Below are 16,843 nucleotides of genomic sequence, written 5' to 3' on the forward strand. Positions count from 1 at the left end.
AGCAAGCGATGACCGCGCACCGCAAGACCAACGGCGACACCGCCGCCAGCTTCGTTCGCCGCCATATCGGCCCGTCGGCGCGCGATGTCACCGCCATGCTCGAAACCGTCAGCGCCAAGAGCGTCGACGCCCTGATGGCGGAGACACTGCCGGCTTCGATCCGGCAGGCCGCCCCGCTCGATCTCGGCAAGCCGCTCAGCGAGACCGAGGCGATCGCGCATATGGGCGAACTCGCAGCCCAGAACCAGGTCTTCACCTCGCTGATCGGCCAAGGCTATTCCGGCACGATTTTGCCCGCGGTGATCCAGCGCAACATCCTGGAGAACCCGGCCTGGTACACGGCGTACACGCCCTACCAGCCCGAGATCAGCCAGGGCCGGCTGGAGGCGCTGCTCAACTTCCAGACCATGATCTGCGACCTCACCGGGCTCGACGTCGCCAACGCCTCGCTGCTCGACGAGGCCACCGCCGCGGCCGAAGCGATGGCGCTCGCGGAGCGGCACTCGCAGGTCAAGGCGCAAGCCTTCTTCGTCGACAAGGACGTGCATCCGCAGACGCTCGCTGTGATGCGCACCCGCGCCGAGCCGCTGGGCTGGACCCTGATCGTCGGCGATCCCCTCACCGATCTCGACAAGGCCGACGTGCTCGGCGCGCTGCTGCAATATCCGGGCTCTTCGGGCGCGGTGCGCGACCTCAGGCCCGCGATCGCAACGCTGAAGGCCAAGGGCGCGCTCGCGATCGTGGCCGCCGACCTGCTGGCCCTGACGCTGCTCGCCTCGCCCGGCGAGCTCGGCGCCGACATCGCGATCGGCTCGGCGCAGCGTTTTGGCGTGCCGATGGGTTATGGCGGACCGCACGCGGCCTATATGGCGGTGCGCGATGCGCTGAAGCGCTCGCTGCCCGGCCGCATCGTCGGCCTCTCCGTGGATTCCCGCGGGATGCCGGCCTATCGCCTCGCGTTGCAGACCCGCGAGCAGCACATCCGCCGCGAGAAGGCGACCTCGAACATCTGCACCGCGCAGGTGCTGCTGGCCGTGATCGCCTCGATGTACGCGGTCTATCATGGCCCCGAAGGGCTGACGCAGATCGCCCGCAATGTGCATCGCCGCGCCGCCGTGCTCGCGAGCGGCTTGCGCAAGCTCGGCTTCGCGCCTGATGGCGAGAACTTCTTCGACACGATCAGCGTCGATGCCGGCGCCAGGCGAGCCGAGATCGTCGCGCGCGCGGCGGCCGAGAAGATCAATCTCGGCGTCGGCGCCACCAGCTTGCGCATCGCGCTCGACGAGACCACGACGCCCGCGACGGTCGAAGCGGTCTGGCGCGCCTTCGGCGGCAAGCTGGCCTATGCCGAGTTAGAGGCGACCACGCGCGAGGCGCTGCCGGAGGCGCTGAAGCGCGCGACCTCATTCCTCACCCATCCCGTCTTCCACGCGCATCGCTCGGAGACCGAGATGCTGCGCTACATGCGCAAGCTCAGTGACCGCGACCTCGCACTCGACCGTGCGATGATCCCGCTGGGATCCTGCACCATGAAGCTGAACGCGACCACCGAGATGATGCCCCTGACCTGGCCGGAGTTCGGCTCGCTGCATCCGTTCGTCCCGCGCGAGCAGGCCAAGGGCTATCACGCGCTGTTCGCGCGGCTGGAAAAATGGCTGTGCGACATCACCGGCTATGACGCCATCTCGCTGCAGCCGAATTCGGGCGCGCAGGGCGAATATGCGGGACTTCTTGCCATTCGTGGCTACCATGCCGCGCGCGGCGAAAGCCATCGCAAGATCTGCCTGATCCCCTCCTCCGCCCACGGCACCAATCCGGCCTCGGCCGCGATGGTCGGCATGGACGTGGTGGTGGTCGCCTGCGAGAAGAACGGCGACGTCGACGTCAATGATCTCCGCGCAAAGGCCGAGAAGCATTCCAATGATCTCGCTGCGGTCATGATCACCTATCCCTCGACGCACGGCGTGTTCGAGGAGCACATCCGCGAGATCTGCGACATCGTGCACGGCCATGGCGGCCAGGTGTATCTGGACGGCGCCAACCTCAACGCGCAGGTCGGCCTTAGCAGGCCCGGCGATTACGGCGCCGATGTCAGCCATCTCAACCTGCACAAGACCTTCTGCATCCCGCATGGCGGCGGCGGCCCCGGCATGGGCCCGATCGGCGTGAAGGCGCATCTGGCGCCGTTCCTGCCGGGTCATCCGGCGACCCAAGGCGACGCACCGGTCGGCCCGGTCTCGGCCGCGCCGTTCGGTTCGGCCTCGATCCTCACCATCTCCTACATCTACATCCTGATGATGGGCGGTGAAGGCCTGAAGCGCGCCACCGAGATCGCGATCCTCAACGCCAACTACATCGCAGCGCGGCTCGATCCCCACTTCCCGGTGCTCTACAAGAATGCGAAGGGCCGCGTCGCGCATGAGTGCATCGTCGATCCCCGTCCGCTGAAGAATACGAGCGGCGTCACTGTCGACGACATCGCCAAGCGCCTGATCGACTACGGCTTCCACGCGCCGACCATGAGCTTCCCGGTGCCGGGCACGCTGATGATCGAGCCGACCGAATCGGAATCCAAGGCCGAGCTGGATCGTTTTTGTGATGCCATGATCGCGATCCGGAAAGAAATCGCCGAGGTCGAGGCCAGCCGCTTCAAGATCGAGGCGTCACCGCTGCGCCATGCTCCGCACACCGTGCACGACATCGCGGATGACGATTGGAAGCGCGCCTATACCCGCGCCGAAGGCTGCTTCCCCGCGGGCACCTCGCGCACCGACAAATACTGGAGCCCGGTGGGGCGCGTCGACAACGTCTATGGCGACCGCAACCTGGTATGCTCCTGCCCGCCGGTGAGCGATTACGCGGAGGCGGCAGAGTAAGACGCGACGGAGGTCTCGTAGGGTGGGCAAAGCGAAGCGTGCCCACCGCCTGCATGATGTGAAAGATCGTGGGCACGGCGCTTACGCGCCTTTGCCCACCCTACGGCTCCTGACCTAAGGCGCGATCAACGAGCGACTCTCCGCCTCCCACCGCCACAGTCGATCATTGGTCAGCAACGTACCGCCCCACCAGCGCCGAATCGGATTGTGACGGCGAAAATCCTCCCGACCATCCAGAACTGCTTTGCCAAACTCCGTCAGCGACAGCCGGCTCCGGCGAAAGGCGGCGTTGCGACCGCGCGCGTTGTCCGGATCGAGTGTCGCCAGCTTGCCGTCCAGACCCGCAACCGCTGGCGCAGGGCCGAATGCGAGCCCTTCGAGCAGCGCGCCCAACTCCCACGGATCGAACACACGAGCCTCAGAGGTGCCTGACCGAAACAGCTCATCGGTGCGACTGCGTCCGCTTGCGATGAGTTCGAGAAGCCGCGTCTCGGTCGCCCCGGCGACGGCAGTTCTGAGAGCAGGTCTTCCATGGCCGGTTTCAGGAAAGACAGCTTGCCGAGCGGCCTATCGAGCAGCCCAACGCAGAGCTCGGGCGTCGGCGCGCGATAGGCCTCCCACGCGAGGGTCGCGCTTTCAAGATCGCTTTCCGCGATATCGAACTGCTTCACGTCACGATGGCGAAGCTCTGAGGGATCTGCTCCGCGCAGATCGAAATCGACGAGTCGTAGTCTCAGACTCTCAGTAAGTGACGGCTCGAAACGCAGGTAATTGAGGATCCAGATCAGCTGCAATTGACTGTTGGGTTCGGGGTCGAACCACAGTTCAATGAGATCGACCCCGTAATTCTTGCAGACCCAGAGCAGGGCACCGGCTCGATCCTGGCGCCTGATGAGGGGCGACTGACGCACGGGGACGCAATCCGACCAGTGCATTTGGTCGACCCACGTCCTGGACTCCCGCCAGCCGAGATAGCGGATGAGGTGGTCAGCCGTCGGAAGTGGCCCCGAAACGAAGCGATAGATGAACGGGATGACCATGTCGGCGCGATCGGCGAGGGCAAGACCGACGCCCGCCGAACTGGTCAGGATCACACGCTTCATCGTCGGCGCACCTCACCCTTACGCAAAACGAAACGGGCACTGACGACGTCGGCAACTCAACGTCTTCAGCGCCCGCTCCTCGCGAAAAACTTTCGCGTTAGGTCTTACTCGTCCGCCGGCTCCTCGCCGTCGGCGTCGCGCTCCGGCGTGCCGGCGAGAATTTGCTCGGCGATCAGGCCGGAGTTCTGGCGGATCGAGGTCTCGATCTTGGCGGTGATGTCGGGGTTGGCCTTCAGGAACGCTTTCGAGTTCTCGCGGCCCTGGCCGAGACGCTGGCTGTCATAGGAGAACCAGGCGCCTGACTTCTCGACGATGCCGGCCTTGACGCCGAGATCGAGGATCTCACCCATCTTGGAGACGCCCTCGCCGTACATGATGTCGAACTCGACCTGCTTGAAGGGCGGCGCCAGCTTGTTCTTGACGACCTTGACGCGCGTGGTGTTGCCGACAACTTCGTCGCGCTCCTTGATCGCGCCGATGCGGCGGATGTCGAGGCGGACCGAGGCATAGAACTTCAGCGCGTTGCCGCCGGTGGTGGTTTCCGGCGAGCCGTACATCACACCGATCTTCATGCGGATCTGGTTGATGAAGATCACCATGGTGTTGGACTTGTTGATGGAGGCCGTCAGCTTGCGCAGCGCCTGGCTCATCAGGCGGGCCTGCAGACCCGGCAGCGCATCGCCCATCTCGCCCTCGAGCTCGGCCTTCGGCACCAGCGCCGCGACCGAATCGATCACCAGCACGTCCACCGCACCCGACCGCACCAGCGTGTCGCAGATCTCCAGCGCCTGCTCACCGGTGTCGGGCTGCGAGATCAGGAGCTCGTCGATGTTGACGCCCAGCTTCCTCGCATAGACCGGGTCGAGCGCGTGCTCGGCGTCGATGAAGGCGCAGATGCCGCCCTTCTTCTGCGCTTCGGCCACCGTATGCAGCGCCAGCGTGGTTTTTCCTGAGGATTCCGGCCCGTAGATCTCGACGATGCGCCCCTTCGGCAGGCCGCCGATGCCGAGCGCGATATCGAGCCCGAGCGAGCCTGACGACACCGCCTCGATGTCCATGGACCGGTCGTTCTTGCCGAGCTTCATCACCGAGCCCTTGCCGAACTGGCGCTCGATCTGAGAGAGCGCGGCGGCCAGAGCTTTACTCTTGTCCATGGAAGATCCTTCGACGATACGCAGGGCAGTGGCGGACATTGGGTCGTGCTCCTTATGGCGAGGATTCGCGTGAGGGACAAACGATTGGCGAGGCGGCTCGTCGATAAAAGCAACGTACCCTATTTGTTCTAGGTTCGCAATATGTTCTTTTGCGGATTTGAGGCTTTGTCCGTGAGCATCGCCACGTCCCCCTCCCCATTCGCGTTGTGCACACAACTGGACAGACGCGGCTCCCGTTAATGGTCCTCAATGGGCCATCACCGCCCCAACCGTGGCCACTATCGGTGACGAGAACGCCGATTGCGCTCCCGCCTTCATCGCATGAAAAGGAGCGCGCCATGCTCAAGCGGCGACGTTTCAAGCAGCAGTTGACCCTTCAAGACCGGCTCTCCGCATGGGTGAAGCAGGTCCAGGAAGAGGCCGCCAGGCTTCCGCCCGGGCCCGAGCGGGACGCCCTGCTCAAGAAGGCCCGCCAGGCCGATGTCGCCAATCATCTGCACGACTGGGTCATATCCCCCGGGCTGCAACCGCCGAAATAGCAGGGCTGTCGCAACGTCATTCCCCGGCCGAAGCTGACGCTCATCAAAGACGCAGCCGCCGGCCGCCGTCAGAATTCCGCAATCCTGCGGCACCGAACCTTTTCGCGGTCTCGAGCCTTCTCCAGGATGGGACCGCAACTCTGGGGACCTCAGTCATGACGGACACCACGAACCGCGATACGATCAGGCGCAATCCCCTGCTGGAGGCGGCGCATGAGGAGCTGATGAAGTTCGAGCGCCAGGAAAACGAATTCCGCAAGAAGGACCGCCAAGAGCGCGCCGCCGAGCTCCACCTTCCCCTGAATGTAATCAAGATCCACTAGACCCAACCGGGGGCTTCCGAAGCCGACAAGAGAGCGTAGCGCGTTGACGGTATCGCCAAGTTTAAGCCATTGAAAGCACAACGGAACTTCCATGCAGCCTACTGTGCATGGGGTTGTTTTCCAGTTTTGCGGCATGCCCTGTACCCCCGTCATCCAGGGAAAGGCTGCCGCTCGCGTGCCTGTCCTTAAAGCAGCGCCAGCAGCACGAGGCCGATCACCAGCACCACGAAGCCAGCCGCTGTCGCGGCGGCGAATGACCGCTCTACGTTATCCATGATGCCACCCCGTGGTCGGCGTGCCACGTTTCCCCCATGGCTGCGCCGAACGCTGTGGAATCTTGCCGACCGGTGTGTCCGCAGTTGTGCGAACGGATGTCGAAATTGGGACCGGTGCGGGGCCAGTCTGCGGCCTCGGCGTTGAGTCCGGAAATCTGACGCCTGTCAGGCTGCCGTAAGCGGAGCCGGCTAGGATGATGCCGCTATGGTGTTGCAGCCCAGCACCTCAGCCTCCAATAACTTTTTGCCCCGTCTGGCTCTCCCCAGGCGGGGCTTTTTCATGCCTGCCGGGCGGTTCGCGGGTCCCGCTCCTCCTGCGTCAGGAGCAGCGAGAAGGCGCGGATCGCGGGCGCAGCCAGCAGCACGATCGGCAACATCGCGGCCCATGCGATCAGCCACGACACCATCCAGTGCCCGACGAAGCTCATCGCGCTGCCTGCGGGCAAGCTGGCGATCCCCGCCGCGATCAGCGACGTCAGCCCGGACTGGATGATGCCGAAGACGAAATGACTGTAGCGGCGGGGAATGCCCAGCATGACGACCCTTGCTGTTTTTGCCATCGCCAGACCAAGCAAGGCATATGCCGCCGCTTGCAGGGAAACCGGTAACCCCTCCGCGGGCCCCCGCGGCCCGTCCGATCGGCGTACCGACGCAGCCGGGTGCAGCCCAGGAACTTTGTTCATGGTCGGAGAACCACGGGTATGCGACAGCCTCACTGTCTCACGGACCGGCGTCTTTCGAGAGCCGGCTTCGCCTGTTTCGGGGCAGGCGCGCTTTCGAGATACCCCCGAACTATCTAGGGCTTACCGACAAAATTTGCTTGTCTCCGGAATATTGGCACGTCGAACATGTTTGCAGTCATGGAGAGTGAATCGTGGGAGGTCGCCATGAATCACAGGGGCATCGAGTTCACCGTCGCCAAGACGGCGATTCCCGGAATCTGGCAGTGGCAGTTCCGCATTGGCGAGCAGGTCAAGACCGGCGAGACCGAGACGAAAATCGACCTGTTGGCGATCCGGCGCGTGCAGCTGCGTATCGACCGTGAGCTGAAGCGATCGGCCGGGCGGCGTGAACCGGCCGGATGAAAGTCGGCATCGGATGGCGCCTTCTGCGCCCGCTGCACCACGGCTGGCGGTTGCGGCGGAACATCATCCGTAGCCGCCCGGAATTGATCTGACGGTCGTTTGGGATTGGACTGCGCGCGCCCATGGCCTTGGGGGCGAGGCCATCACGCGCGCGATCGGTGCCAGCTATGCCGTTGTATTTCTTTCGGATCCGGAATGGAAGTTACTCCGGCTGCGCCGATCAGGCGACGGAATTTGCCGATCGCAATTCGGCCTGGAAAGAGATGACCAATGTCTGCGCCGACATGACCGCAGGCATTGCCCGCAAGCTCCAGGAAAATTCCGAATGGCACATGGAGCTGCTGGACGAGACCAAGGAGCCCGTGTTCCGGATCCGCATCGTTGCCGAAACCCTCGACTAGCAAGCTCTCCGGATCAAGCTTTAGATTGTTGTTTGAGCATGATCTTTTCGGAAAACCGCTGAGCACTTTTCCGGATCATGCTCTAGTCCGCGCTGGGCAGCCGCCGCATGGTGAATTCGATATCGCCGCCGGGCAGCTCGCGCCAGCTCTCGACAACGCTCATATAGCCGGCCTTGGGGTAGCGGGCGAAGAAGGCCTGCGCCCTTTCCCGCGCCGCCGCGCGCGGCAGCGTGAAGGTCTCGCGCAGATAGCCGTCCCGAACCGCTTGGCCCGGCTTGCCGGCGATCTTGCGCCGGCGCGCCATCCGCTCGGCGAGATCCCGCGGACGGTCGGCCATGTCCTCCTCCTCTACGCACTACGCTCAGCCCAATGTAGGGCGTGAGCCGGGTGAAGAGGAGTCCCGTCCGAAAAGCGTTGCACCGCCTCCCGAACGGAGCTGGGTCAGTTGGCGGCCGTGCCGCTCGTCAGTTGGCGGCCGTGCCGCTCGTCAGTTGGCGGCCGTGCCGCTCTTGGACTTCTTCGGCGCGCTGGTTGCGGCCGAGGCCTTCGGCGCCGCCGGCTGCTTCGGCGGATCGGAGCGCATGCCGCCCCAGGGATCGTTGGAGGTCTTGGAATCCGGGATCTTCTTCAGCGTTTCCTTGTAGGCCTTGTCACGCTCGGCTTCCGCGGCCTTTTCCTCGGGGGTCTTGCTCGGGGCGTCCTGCAGCAAATTCAGATTGGGCATTTGCGCATAGGCAGGTCCCGCCAGCACGGCCAGCACCGCGGCCAAACGGAAAAGCTTCATCGTCTACTCCTTGATCATCCATGGAGGCACGGATCGCCCGTGCCTGGTCATCCTTGTCGCGGCCGGTCGCGACCGCCGAGGCCGTCCGGGCCCGCTAGAGCCGATCCGATCTGCACGATTTCGGCGCGTGCAGCCAGTCGTCCCAGATCGGACCGCATTTGGTGCAGCCGCTCAGCGCCAGGCCGAGCGCGGCCATGCAAAAGACGAGGACACACCGACGCAACATCAGCCACCCATACCCCGAGCAAGCCATCATATCGGGCCAAGTCAGGCATTTTCAAGCCGACGGGACCGGCGCCAGACCGGGTGACTTTGCCGCGCCGATGCGCGCACAATGGGCCGAAACATCCGGCAATACAGGAGAGCGCGCCAGCAATGCAAATGCAGCCAGACACCGAATTCGGCCTCTCCGACGCCAGACGCATCCTCGGCGAGGTTTTTGCGCCCTGGGTCCAGGATCTCAATCTCGCCGTCGAGCGCCTCGAGCACGTGCAGCCGGCGGATGCGCCGGACTGGCAGCCGGGCGCGCTGCTGCGCATGCCGTTCTCGGAGCGGCTGTGCCGGAACGGCGGCGTGGTCTGCGGCCAGGCCCTGATGGCGCTCGCCGACACCGCGATGGTGATCGCGATCCTGGCTGCCAATCGCGGCTACCGCCCGATGACCACGGTCGACCAGACCACGCATTTCATGCGCGCAGTGTCCTCGTCGGACGTGCTGGCGGACGCGCGCGTGGTGCGGCTCGGGCGCACCATGAGCTTTGGCCGCGTCACGCTGCTCTCGGCCGCCGACAACAAGCCGGTCGCGATGGTATCGAGCGCGTTCGCGATGCTGCCGGGCTGAGCAGCATCTCAAAAGAAGAGAGCCGCGTGGGCGTAAAGCGCACCGCGGCTCTCCATCACGATCGTGTCGAAGCAAGAGACCGAAGCGCGATTGCATCCTCGCTTCGGTCCGCACGCTTCATGACTTGCCGGGATTATTTTCCGAGCACTTCGTCGGCCGCGGTGACGATGCTGGCTGTCGGATTCTTTCCGCAATAGGCACCGAACTTCTTGGCGTTCTCGATGAACACGTCGGTGTCGATGATCGCGTTGTCCTCGTCGCCCTTGTACCAGCCGTCCATCCAGGTCAGCACGACCTGGATATTGTCTTCGCCGCTCTCGAGGAACTGCTTGCAGCTCATGGTCGAGAGGTCCCACTTGACGGCGTGGGCGGGCATCGACGACAGCGAGAACGCGGCGGCGAGCAAAATCGAAAGCGTGGTCTTCATCAGTATCTCCATTGGCGCGTAGCGCCACAAAAGAAAAGCGTGTGAGGAAAGTCGGCGGAGAGACTCTCCGCGTCAACGTCGTAAACGAAGTCTGAAGCGCTGTGCAAGTAGCGCCAGTATTGAGTTTAGTTCAACGTAATTTCTATGCACTACTTCACAATCAACATGATGGACCAATGCGGATGATCGAGAAGCGTGAAGCGCAGCGGTACCGTGTTTTCAAGGGTGGAACGATCACCTTTGAAAGCAGCGGCATTCCCTGCACTGTGCGAAACATGTCAGCGGGCGGCGCGGCGATCGACCTCGACACCCCCGTCACATTGCCGCAATCGTTCACGCTATCGATCGCGCGCGACGATTTCGTCCGGAATTGTCGCACAGTTTGGCGCAGTGACAAGCGCGTCGGCCTCGCCTTCGTGCAATAGCGCGCTCGATGTGAACGAACGTTCGCATCGCATCCACAACACGATTATGATTGCGTGATACGACGACGGCGACGCCAGCGCAGGCTTGCGATCACGAGCGCGGCGATCCCGATTCCGATCACTGCGGATGCCCCAAAAAATCGTCCACCGGGACGATCGATGGTGCGCGACCACAATGTCGGCGCCTCGCCCGGCCGCGCCAGGCGGAACGCAACCACGCTGTCGCCGATCGAGGTGCCAGCTTCGGAGTGGCCGCCGGCGCCGATCGCGACATATTGCTCGCCCTTCCACAGATAGGTCATGGGATTGGCGACGCCGGGCACCGGCAGCCGTCCCTGCCACAGCTCCTTGCCGCTTCGCGCATCGAAGGCACGCAGATAAGCATCCATCGCGCCGGTGAAGACGAGACCGCCCGCCGTGACCGCCAGTCCGTTGACGAGAGGCGCGCCCCAGGGCAGCGGCGCGCCGAGCGGTGCCAGATCTTCGGTGGTGCCGACCGTCGAGCGCCAGAGGATCTTGCCGGCCTTCAGATCGACCGCAACCATCTCGCCCCAGGGCGGCTTGTTGCAGAGCAGACCGAGCGGCGACATCGCCACCGCGCGCGACATCGCAAACGGCGCGCCGCGCTGCTGGCCGAAATCATGACCCGGCGGCGGGTTGTACCCGGCGGCCTCCGCGCGCGGGATCAGCCTGATGAGATGAACGGCGCGCCCGGTGTTGGCGTAGAGAATCTGCCGGACCGGATCGAAGGCCGCGCTGCCCCAGTTCACGCCGCCGCCGGTGAAGGGAAACTCCAGCGTGCCCCGCACGGAAGGCGGCGTGAACAGACCCTCGTTGCGCGCCTCCGTGAACTGGCGCTCGCAGGACGAGCGGCGCAGTTCCGGCAACGGCGAGAGCGCGTCGTCGGTCGAGATCGTCTGCGACGTCAGCGCCGGCATATGCGTCGGAAACGGCTGCGTCGGCGACAACGCCTCCCCGTCCGCGCCGCCCTGCGGCACCGCGCGTTCTTCCACCGGCCAGACCGGCTTGCCGGTATCGCGGTCGAGCACGAAGACAAAACCCTGCTTGGTCGGCTGGATCACGACGTCGCGCTGGCCGTCACCGGCATCGAGGCGCGCGAGCGTCGGCTGCGCCGCCAGATCGTAATCCCAGACGTCGTGATGCACGGTCTGGAATGCCCATGCGAGCTCGCCGGTCTCGATACGCAAAGCGACCACCGAATTGGCATGTTCATTGTTGCCCGGCCGCTTGCCGCCCCAGAAATCCGGCGACGGCGAGGACGTCGGCAGGAACACCAGGCCGCGCGCCGCGTCGACCGACATCGGCGCCCAGACGTTGGCGTGCCCGGCTTCGATGCCGTCACGCTTGAGCGGCTCGAAGGTCCAGCGCGCCCGGCCGCTGCGCGCGTCGAACGCACGTACGACGCCGCTCGGCGCATCGACGCGTCGGTTGTCGGAGATCGAGGAGCCGACCACGACGACACCCCGGCCAACGGCGGGCGGCGAGGTGATCTGGAACTCGCCGGGCCATTCCAGGGCCATGCCGATATCGAGCTTCACCTCGCCGCCATTGCCGAAACCGGCACAGGGAATTCCCGTCTTCGCGTCCAGCGCGATCAGGCGGACGTCGTTCGTGCCCATGAAGATGCGCGATCGGCAGGCGGCATTCGCGGGCGCCTCATCGTCGGTCCAGTGGGTGACGCCGCGGCAGACGTAACGATTGGCGGGACGCTGATTGGTCGCGATCTTCGGATCGTAACGCCATTTCTGCGCGCCTGTGCCGGGATCGAGCGCAATCACCTCGTTGAAGGGCGAGCAGAAGATCAGGCTGTCCTCGACGAACAGCGGCGTTGCCTGGAATTTGGTTCGCCGCATCACCTCCGGCGGACGCACCGTGAGATCGCCGGTGCGGAATTCGAAGGCCCGAACCAGATTGCCGACATTGTCGGGCGTGATCTGTTGCAGTGGCGAGAAGCGCGAGCCGCCGGCATCGCCGCCCCAACTCTCCCAGGCCGCGCTTGGCCGCACGGCAATCAGCAGCAGCGCAACGAGCCCGATCCGAATTCGCAGGCTGCTCCGCAACGCTTCCCTCGCTCTATTTCGGCTTCTTGGCGGGCTCACTCGGCCGGGCCCCGCCCCAAGGGTCGTACTTGTCCTTGGGCTCGGGAATGCGCTCGAGCGCGGCCTTGTAGGCTTTCTCGTCGACCTTGGGCTTGTTGTCCGCCGGTTTAGCTCCGTCATTGGGTGGCCGTCGGCCCTGCGCCTGCGCCGAGGCAACCGTCAGCGCCATGAGCGCAGCCGCGATGACCAAAATCCTCATTGGTGCAATCCCCCTCGTCTGGGGTACAAACTTAGCCTGCAATTCCGGAATATGAAATGCCGCGAGTTCCAAGGATTCCATCAAGGCTTCCATAAAGACTTCAGCAAATCTTGATCGCCGGGGACTTCGCCGGATCGCATTCCTGCCTATCTGTTGGCCCGCAGGGGACCTCCACGGATGTTGCGGATCATTGCTCATGCGGCGTTGCTCGCCGGCGCGCTCGCGCTCGGCGCCTGCGGCGTTGCCGACAGCCGCGCCCCAGTGCCGGAATTCATGCGCATGAAGGAAACCGAGCAGCCGCCGCCCGAAGCGCCTCCCGACGTCAAGCGCGTGGTGCGCGAGCAGATCGACGTCGTCTTCCTCGCCACCTCCTATCCGCGCGAGGTGCACGTCGCTTCGCCCCATCGCGAGGTACGAGGGCCCGGCTGGACCGCCTGCGTCCGCGCCCAGCTCACCTCCGCGACCGGCACCTCGCTCGGCGCCCAGACCTACATCGTGACGATATCGGGCGGAAAGGTGGTCGACCGCCGCCGGGCGGAAGCCGACGATATCTGCGGAACGGAGACCTACGAGCCGATCTAGCAGCGAATCCGCGCAACAAAGCTCCGGTTCCGGGAAAAACCAGCATCGCAATCGGGAACGATCGCCGCCTCCCCTTCTTGTTACCGCCGAGGGCAGTTTCGGTGGAGGACAGGATGAAGACGTTTACGATTGCGCTTTTGGCGGGCGTCGGTGCTTTGGCGGCGGCGTCGAGTGCGAAGGCTTCCGATATCTACACGAGCAGCGAGTACACCAATTCGGATCTCGTCCAGCAGGTCCGGCTTGTCTGCGACGACGCCGGCCGCTGCTATCGCACGCGCGGTGGTTCGCGCGTGATCGTGCGCGATTCCTACAATTCCATGCCGCGCGATCGCTATTATGAGCGACGCACCTATCGCGACTGGGATGACGGGCCGCGCGGCGGCGTCGGCATTCGCGCGCCCGGCGTCAGCGTGGGCGTCGGTGTCGGCGACCGCTGGTAGTTGCTAGATCCAGCATGGGCGGGACCGGGCGAGACAATCGCCCGGTCCCGTCACGTGATTGAATCGGATCAGGCGGCGACGGATTGCTGCTGGAACTGCTCGTAGGCCGCGATCGCGTCCGCCGCGTACATCAGCGACGGTCCGCCGCCCATGTAGACGGCCATGCCGAGCGTCTCCTCGACCTCCTGACGCGTCGCGCGGAGCTTGACGAGGGCTTCGGTGTGAAAGCCGATGCAGCCGTCACAACGCGCGGCGACACCGAGCGCCAGCGCCATCAGCTCCTTGGTCTTCTTGTCCAGTGCACCCTCGTGCGTGGCGGCCTGGGCGAGTGCGGAAAATCCCTTCATCGTCTCGGGAATGTCGCTCCGCAGCTTGCGCATATTGGCGGAGATTTGCCTGACGATGTCGGGATAGTTCTTGTCCATGGTCTTTACTCTCTGCAGTGACTTCAGGTTTCGAGCGGATCGGCCGGCGCGACGAAGCGCGTCAGCGACGGCAGGTGAGCGACAAAGCGTGCCAGCACCATGCCGGCACACATCGCCGCGACGAAGATGAAGGCCGAAGAAGACCCGAACCCGAGCGCGGTCAGCGCCGGCCCCGGACAGAAGCCGGCCAGTCCCCAGCCGATACCGAAGATCGCCGGGCCTGCGACGATTCTGAGATCGATATCGTTTCGCGTCGGGAGGAAAAATCGTTCGGCAAAGAACGGACGCGCGCGCCGCAGGACGCGATTGAAGCCGATGAAGGTCACTGCCACCGCGCCGGCCATCACGAAGGCAAGGCTCGCATCCCACGTCCCCGCCGGAATGCCGCCGACGTCGAGGAAGTTCAGAACCTTCGCCGGGTCGGACATTCCGGAGACGATCAGGCCGAGACCGAAGACCAGGCCGATCACGAATTGAACGAGAATGGCCATCGGCGTCAGCTCCAATGCCGCATCACGAAGACGGTCGCCATGCCGGCTGCCATGAAGGTCACGGTCGCGACCAGCGAACGCGTGGAGAGCCGCGACAGGCCGCAGACGCCGTGGCCCGAGGTGCAGCCGCTGCCCCACACCGAGCCAAAGCCGGTGAGCAGGCCGCCGACAACCAGGATTGCCGTGCCCGCCTCGATCGTCTGCGACGGCAGGCTTCCGGTGGCGAGCCGCACCAGCACGGGTGCGGCGACAAGACCGGCGACGAAGGCCAGCCGTCCGGCGAACTCGCCGTCCTCATAGGGCGGAAACAACCTTGCCGCGATGCCGCTGACGCCGGCGACCCGTCCCTTCGCCCACATCAGCAGAACGGCGGACAGGCCGATCAGCGCGCCGCCCACGAGCGAAGCCATTGGCGTGAAAGACGTTGCAACCATTCGACCCTCCGGACCGAGAGTGCCCTTCACGGGCGGCGATACCCTTATTTCAGTTGTTTCTTATTTTCGAATATACTAATATACTAGCCGACCATGAATCGCAAGCCCCGCAATCAGGAATTGCTCGCTCTGGAGGAGAAGGCCGAAGAGGCCTCCCGCCTCCTCACCGCTATGGGCAATCCCAAGCGCCTGCTGGTTCTCTGCAACATGCTGGACGGCGAAAAGTCCGTCGGCGAACTCGCCGAGATCGCGGGCCTGTCCTCGGCGGCGCTATCGCAGCATCTCGGCAAGATGCGCGCATTGAGCCTGGTCAAACCCAGGCGGGACGGCCAGACGATATACTACAGCATCGCGAGCCGGGAAGTCCGCGCGGTGCTGGAGACGCTGTACCGCCTCTTCTGCGCACCCTAGGACTTCGCCGGCGCAAACGCGGGAGCGCGGCATGACCGACGACACCTTCATCGAAGGACCTCTCTACGAGAAGCGCAGGAAGGTCTATCCTCAATCGGTCCACGGCCCGTTCCGCCGCATCAAATGGGCGATCCTGTGCGTCACGCTCGGGATCTATTATCTCTTGCCATTCATGCGCTGGAATCGCGGACCCGGCCTGCCCGACCAGGCCGTGCTGATCGACTTGCCGCATCGCCGCTTCTATTTCTTCTTCATCGAGCTGTGGCCGCAGGAGGTGTATTACTTCACCGGTCTGCTCATCATCGCGGCGATGGCCCTGTTCCTGATGAATGCAGTCGCGGGGCGACTGTGGTGCGGCTATTTGTGCCCGCAGACGGTGTGGACCGACCTGTTCTACGCCGTCGAGCGCTGGGTCGAAGGCGACCGGCGCGAGCGCATGCAGGGCGACAAGCGCTACTGGACGTTCGACCACATCCGGAAGGTGGCGCTGAAGCACTTTCTCTGGATCATGATCGCCTGGTGGACCGGCGGCGCCTGGGTGCTGTATTTCGACGACGCGCCGACGCTGGTGAAGGAGCTCGCCACCTTCCAGGCCCCGTTCATCGCCTATCTCTGGATCGGCATCCTGACCGCGACGACCTATGTCTTCGCCGGCCACGCCCGTGAGCAGATGTGCATCTACATGTGCCCGTGGCCGCGCATCCAGGCGGCATTGACCGACGAATGGGCGCTCAACGTCACCTATCGCCGCGACCGCGGAGAGCCGCGCATGTCGGTGAAGAAGGCGGAAGCTGCCCGCGCCCATGGCGATTTCGCCGGCGATTGCGTCGACTGCCACCAATGCATCAACGTCTGCCCGACTGGCGTCGACATCCGCCACGGCATCCAGCTCGGCTGCATCCAGTGCGGCCTCTGCATCGATGCCTGCGACAACGTCATGCGCGAGATCGGCCGGCCCAAGGGCCTGATCGGCTACGATACCGATATCAACATGCAGCGCCGGCGCGACGGCAAGCCGCCGATCTATCGCATCGTCCGCGCGCGCACGCTGATCTATACCGCAGCCATTGCCATCGTCGGCACCATCATGGTCTACACCCTCGCCACGCGCGCGACCATGGACGTCAACGTGCTGCACGAGCGCAATCCACTGTTCGTTCAGCTCTCGGACGGCGGGGTCCGCAACGATTACACCGTGCGCATTCTCAACAAGGGCGCACAGCGATCGTTTGCGATCGAGGTCTCCGGACTGCCCGGCGCGAACATCCGGGTCGCAGGCGTTGAAGTCGCTCCGGATGGCAAGCCCGTCGTAGAAGTCGGGCAGGACCAGACCCGCGAGGTCAGGCTGTCGGTGCAGGTCGGGCCTGCCGATCTGCCGAAGAGCTCGCGCGATCTCGAGGTTGCGATCACCGATACCGCCAGCGGGGGGCGGGCGAGCGCCCGTGATCACTTCCTGCCCGGCGACAAATAGGGATCTGCGTTGAGCATCCGGCACCGGATGCTCAACGA

General features: G+C 64.5%; 22 protein-coding genes. 11 read left to right on the forward strand and 11 right to left on the reverse strand.

Annotated elements, in window-relative coordinates; genetic code table 11:
• Window positions 1-8 precede the first annotated feature (8 nt).
• The gene (gcvP, locus tag XI04_RS20315; protein ID WP_095425280.1) at window positions 9-2,876 is read left to right on the forward strand and encodes an aminomethyl-transferring glycine dehydrogenase; all 2,868 of its coding nucleotides are present in this window, start codon (window positions 9-11) and stop codon (window positions 2,874-2,876) included.
• A 257-nt stretch (window positions 2,877-3,133) separates the two neighbouring features.
• Here the strand turns inward: gcvP and XI04_RS20320 are convergent, their stop codons facing one another.
• Both XI04_RS20320 and recA read right to left on the reverse strand, forming a co-directional pair.
• On the reverse strand, window positions 3,134-3,979 hold the full coding sequence (locus XI04_RS20320) for a hypothetical protein (protein ID WP_246554666.1): 846 nt from the start codon (window positions 3,977-3,979) through the stop codon (window positions 3,134-3,136).
• A gap of 104 nt (window positions 3,980-4,083) precedes the next feature.
• A complete protein-coding gene (gene recA / locus XI04_RS20325) occupies window positions 4,084-5,172 on the reverse strand; it encodes a recombinase RecA (RefSeq protein ID WP_028142816.1) in 1,089 nt (362 codons plus the stop codon).
• Window positions 5,173-5,471: 299 nt separating this feature from the next.
• Between recA and XI04_RS20330 the strand changes: the two genes are divergently transcribed.
• A complete protein-coding gene (locus XI04_RS20330; protein ID WP_028142815.1) occupies window positions 5,472-5,672 on the forward strand; it encodes a hypothetical protein in 201 nt (66 codons plus the stop codon).
• A gap of 155 nt (window positions 5,673-5,827) precedes the next feature.
• Window positions 5,828-5,995 (forward strand): hypothetical protein, encoded by a 168-nt coding sequence (locus XI04_RS20335; RefSeq protein ID WP_167456565.1) that lies wholly within the window; start codon window positions 5,828-5,830, stop codon window positions 5,993-5,995.
• Window positions 5,996-6,548: 553 nt separating this feature from the next.
• Here the strand turns inward: XI04_RS20335 and XI04_RS20340 are convergent.
• The gene (locus tag XI04_RS20340) at window positions 6,549-6,806 is read right to left on the reverse strand and encodes a DUF2798 domain-containing protein (protein ID WP_028142814.1); all 258 of its coding nucleotides are present in this window, start codon (window positions 6,804-6,806) and stop codon (window positions 6,549-6,551) included.
• 351 nt (window positions 6,807-7,157) lie between these two features.
• Between XI04_RS20340 and XI04_RS20345 the strand changes: the two genes are divergently transcribed.
• On the forward strand, window positions 7,158-7,355 hold the full coding sequence (locus XI04_RS20345) for a hypothetical protein (protein ID WP_271623752.1): 198 nt from the start codon (window positions 7,158-7,160) through the stop codon (window positions 7,353-7,355).
• Window positions 7,356-7,522: 167 nt separating this feature from the next.
• Window positions 7,523-7,756: a DUF6894 family protein gene (locus tag XI04_RS20350; RefSeq protein ID WP_028142812.1), complete on the forward strand. Its 234-nt coding sequence runs from the start codon at window positions 7,523-7,525 to the stop codon at window positions 7,754-7,756.
• A gap of 82 nt (window positions 7,757-7,838) precedes the next feature.
• On the opposite strand, the gene XI04_RS20355 is transcribed toward XI04_RS20350, so the two are convergent.
• Window positions 7,839-8,093: a hypothetical protein gene (locus tag XI04_RS20355; RefSeq protein WP_028142811.1), complete on the reverse strand. Its 255-nt coding sequence runs from the start codon at window positions 8,091-8,093 to the stop codon at window positions 7,839-7,841.
• A 150-nt stretch (window positions 8,094-8,243) separates the two neighbouring features.
• The gene (locus XI04_RS20360; protein WP_018316631.1) at window positions 8,244-8,540 is read right to left on the reverse strand and encodes a hypothetical protein; all 297 of its coding nucleotides are present in this window, start codon (window positions 8,538-8,540) and stop codon (window positions 8,244-8,246) included.
• A 375-nt stretch (window positions 8,541-8,915) separates the two neighbouring features.
• On the opposite strand from XI04_RS20360, the gene XI04_RS20365 reads away from it, so the two are divergent.
• Window positions 8,916-9,380: a PaaI family thioesterase gene (locus XI04_RS20365; protein WP_028142810.1), complete on the forward strand. Its 465-nt coding sequence runs from the start codon at window positions 8,916-8,918 to the stop codon at window positions 9,378-9,380.
• 133 nt (window positions 9,381-9,513) lie between these two features.
• Here XI04_RS20365 and XI04_RS20370 read toward each other — a convergent pair whose 3' ends face one another.
• Entirely contained in the window at window positions 9,514-9,807 is a 294-nt protein-coding gene (locus tag XI04_RS20370) for an HdeA family protein (protein WP_026201704.1), read from the reverse strand.
• Window positions 9,808-9,983: 176 nt separating this feature from the next.
• On the opposite strand from XI04_RS20370, the gene XI04_RS20375 reads away from it, so the two are divergent.
• Window positions 9,984-10,232: a PilZ domain-containing protein gene (locus XI04_RS20375; RefSeq protein WP_370092662.1), complete on the forward strand. Its 249-nt coding sequence runs from the start codon at window positions 9,984-9,986 to the stop codon at window positions 10,230-10,232.
• A 44-nt stretch (window positions 10,233-10,276) separates the two neighbouring features.
• On the opposite strand, the gene XI04_RS20380 is transcribed toward XI04_RS20375, so the two are convergent.
• On the reverse strand, window positions 10,277-12,313 hold the full coding sequence (locus XI04_RS20380) for a pyrroloquinoline quinone-dependent dehydrogenase (protein ID WP_271610343.1): 2,037 nt from the start codon (window positions 12,311-12,313) through the stop codon (window positions 10,277-10,279).
• Between the two features lie 13 nt (window positions 12,314-12,326).
• Window positions 12,327-12,551 (reverse strand): hypothetical protein, encoded by a 225-nt coding sequence (locus tag XI04_RS20385; protein WP_212428672.1) that lies wholly within the window; start codon window positions 12,549-12,551, stop codon window positions 12,327-12,329.
• 177 nt (window positions 12,552-12,728) lie between these two features.
• Here XI04_RS20385 and XI04_RS20390 point away from each other — a divergent pair, with 177 nt between their 5' ends.
• Together XI04_RS20390 and XI04_RS20395 are read left to right on the forward strand one after the other, a co-directional pair.
• On the forward strand, window positions 12,729-13,133 hold the full coding sequence (locus XI04_RS20390; protein WP_271610342.1) for a hypothetical protein: 405 nt from the start codon (window positions 12,729-12,731) through the stop codon (window positions 13,131-13,133).
• 113 nt (window positions 13,134-13,246) lie between these two features.
• A complete protein-coding gene (locus XI04_RS20395; protein ID WP_028142805.1) occupies window positions 13,247-13,573 on the forward strand; it encodes a hypothetical protein in 327 nt (108 codons plus the stop codon).
• Between the two features lie 68 nt (window positions 13,574-13,641).
• Here XI04_RS20395 and XI04_RS20400 read toward each other — a convergent pair whose 3' ends face one another.
• From XI04_RS20400 to XI04_RS20410, 3 genes are read right to left on the reverse strand one after another with little or no spacing between them, the layout of a single operon-like run.
• A complete protein-coding gene (locus tag XI04_RS20400) occupies window positions 13,642-13,998 on the reverse strand; it encodes a carboxymuconolactone decarboxylase family protein (RefSeq protein WP_271610341.1) in 357 nt (118 codons plus the stop codon).
• A gap of 23 nt (window positions 13,999-14,021) precedes the next feature.
• The gene (locus tag XI04_RS20405) at window positions 14,022-14,489 is read right to left on the reverse strand and encodes a DUF6691 family protein (protein ID WP_038948084.1); all 468 of its coding nucleotides are present in this window, start codon (window positions 14,487-14,489) and stop codon (window positions 14,022-14,024) included.
• 5 nt (window positions 14,490-14,494) lie between these two features.
• Window positions 14,495-14,923 carry a YeeE/YedE family protein gene (locus XI04_RS20410; RefSeq protein ID WP_028142802.1) on the reverse strand — a complete coding sequence of 143 codons (429 nt, stop codon included), beginning with the start codon at window positions 14,921-14,923 and terminating at the stop codon, window positions 14,495-14,497.
• Window positions 14,924-15,016: 93 nt separating this feature from the next.
• On the opposite strand from XI04_RS20410, the gene XI04_RS20415 reads away from it, so the two are divergent.
• Both XI04_RS20415 and ccoG read left to right on the forward strand, forming a co-directional pair.
• On the forward strand, window positions 15,017-15,334 hold the full coding sequence (locus XI04_RS20415; protein ID WP_038948085.1) for an ArsR/SmtB family transcription factor: 318 nt from the start codon (window positions 15,017-15,019) through the stop codon (window positions 15,332-15,334).
• A 31-nt stretch (window positions 15,335-15,365) separates the two neighbouring features.
• A complete protein-coding gene (ccoG, locus tag XI04_RS20420) occupies window positions 15,366-16,805 on the forward strand; it encodes a cytochrome c oxidase accessory protein CcoG (protein WP_271611141.1) in 1,440 nt (479 codons plus the stop codon).
• Window positions 16,806-16,843: the final 38 nt, after the last annotated feature.

Origin of the sequence: Bradyrhizobium sp. CCBAU 11430 (assembly GCF_028128855.1) — a bacterium.
In the GTDB taxonomy this organism is placed as follows: domain Bacteria; phylum Pseudomonadota; class Alphaproteobacteria; order Rhizobiales; family Xanthobacteraceae; genus Bradyrhizobium; species Bradyrhizobium ottawaense.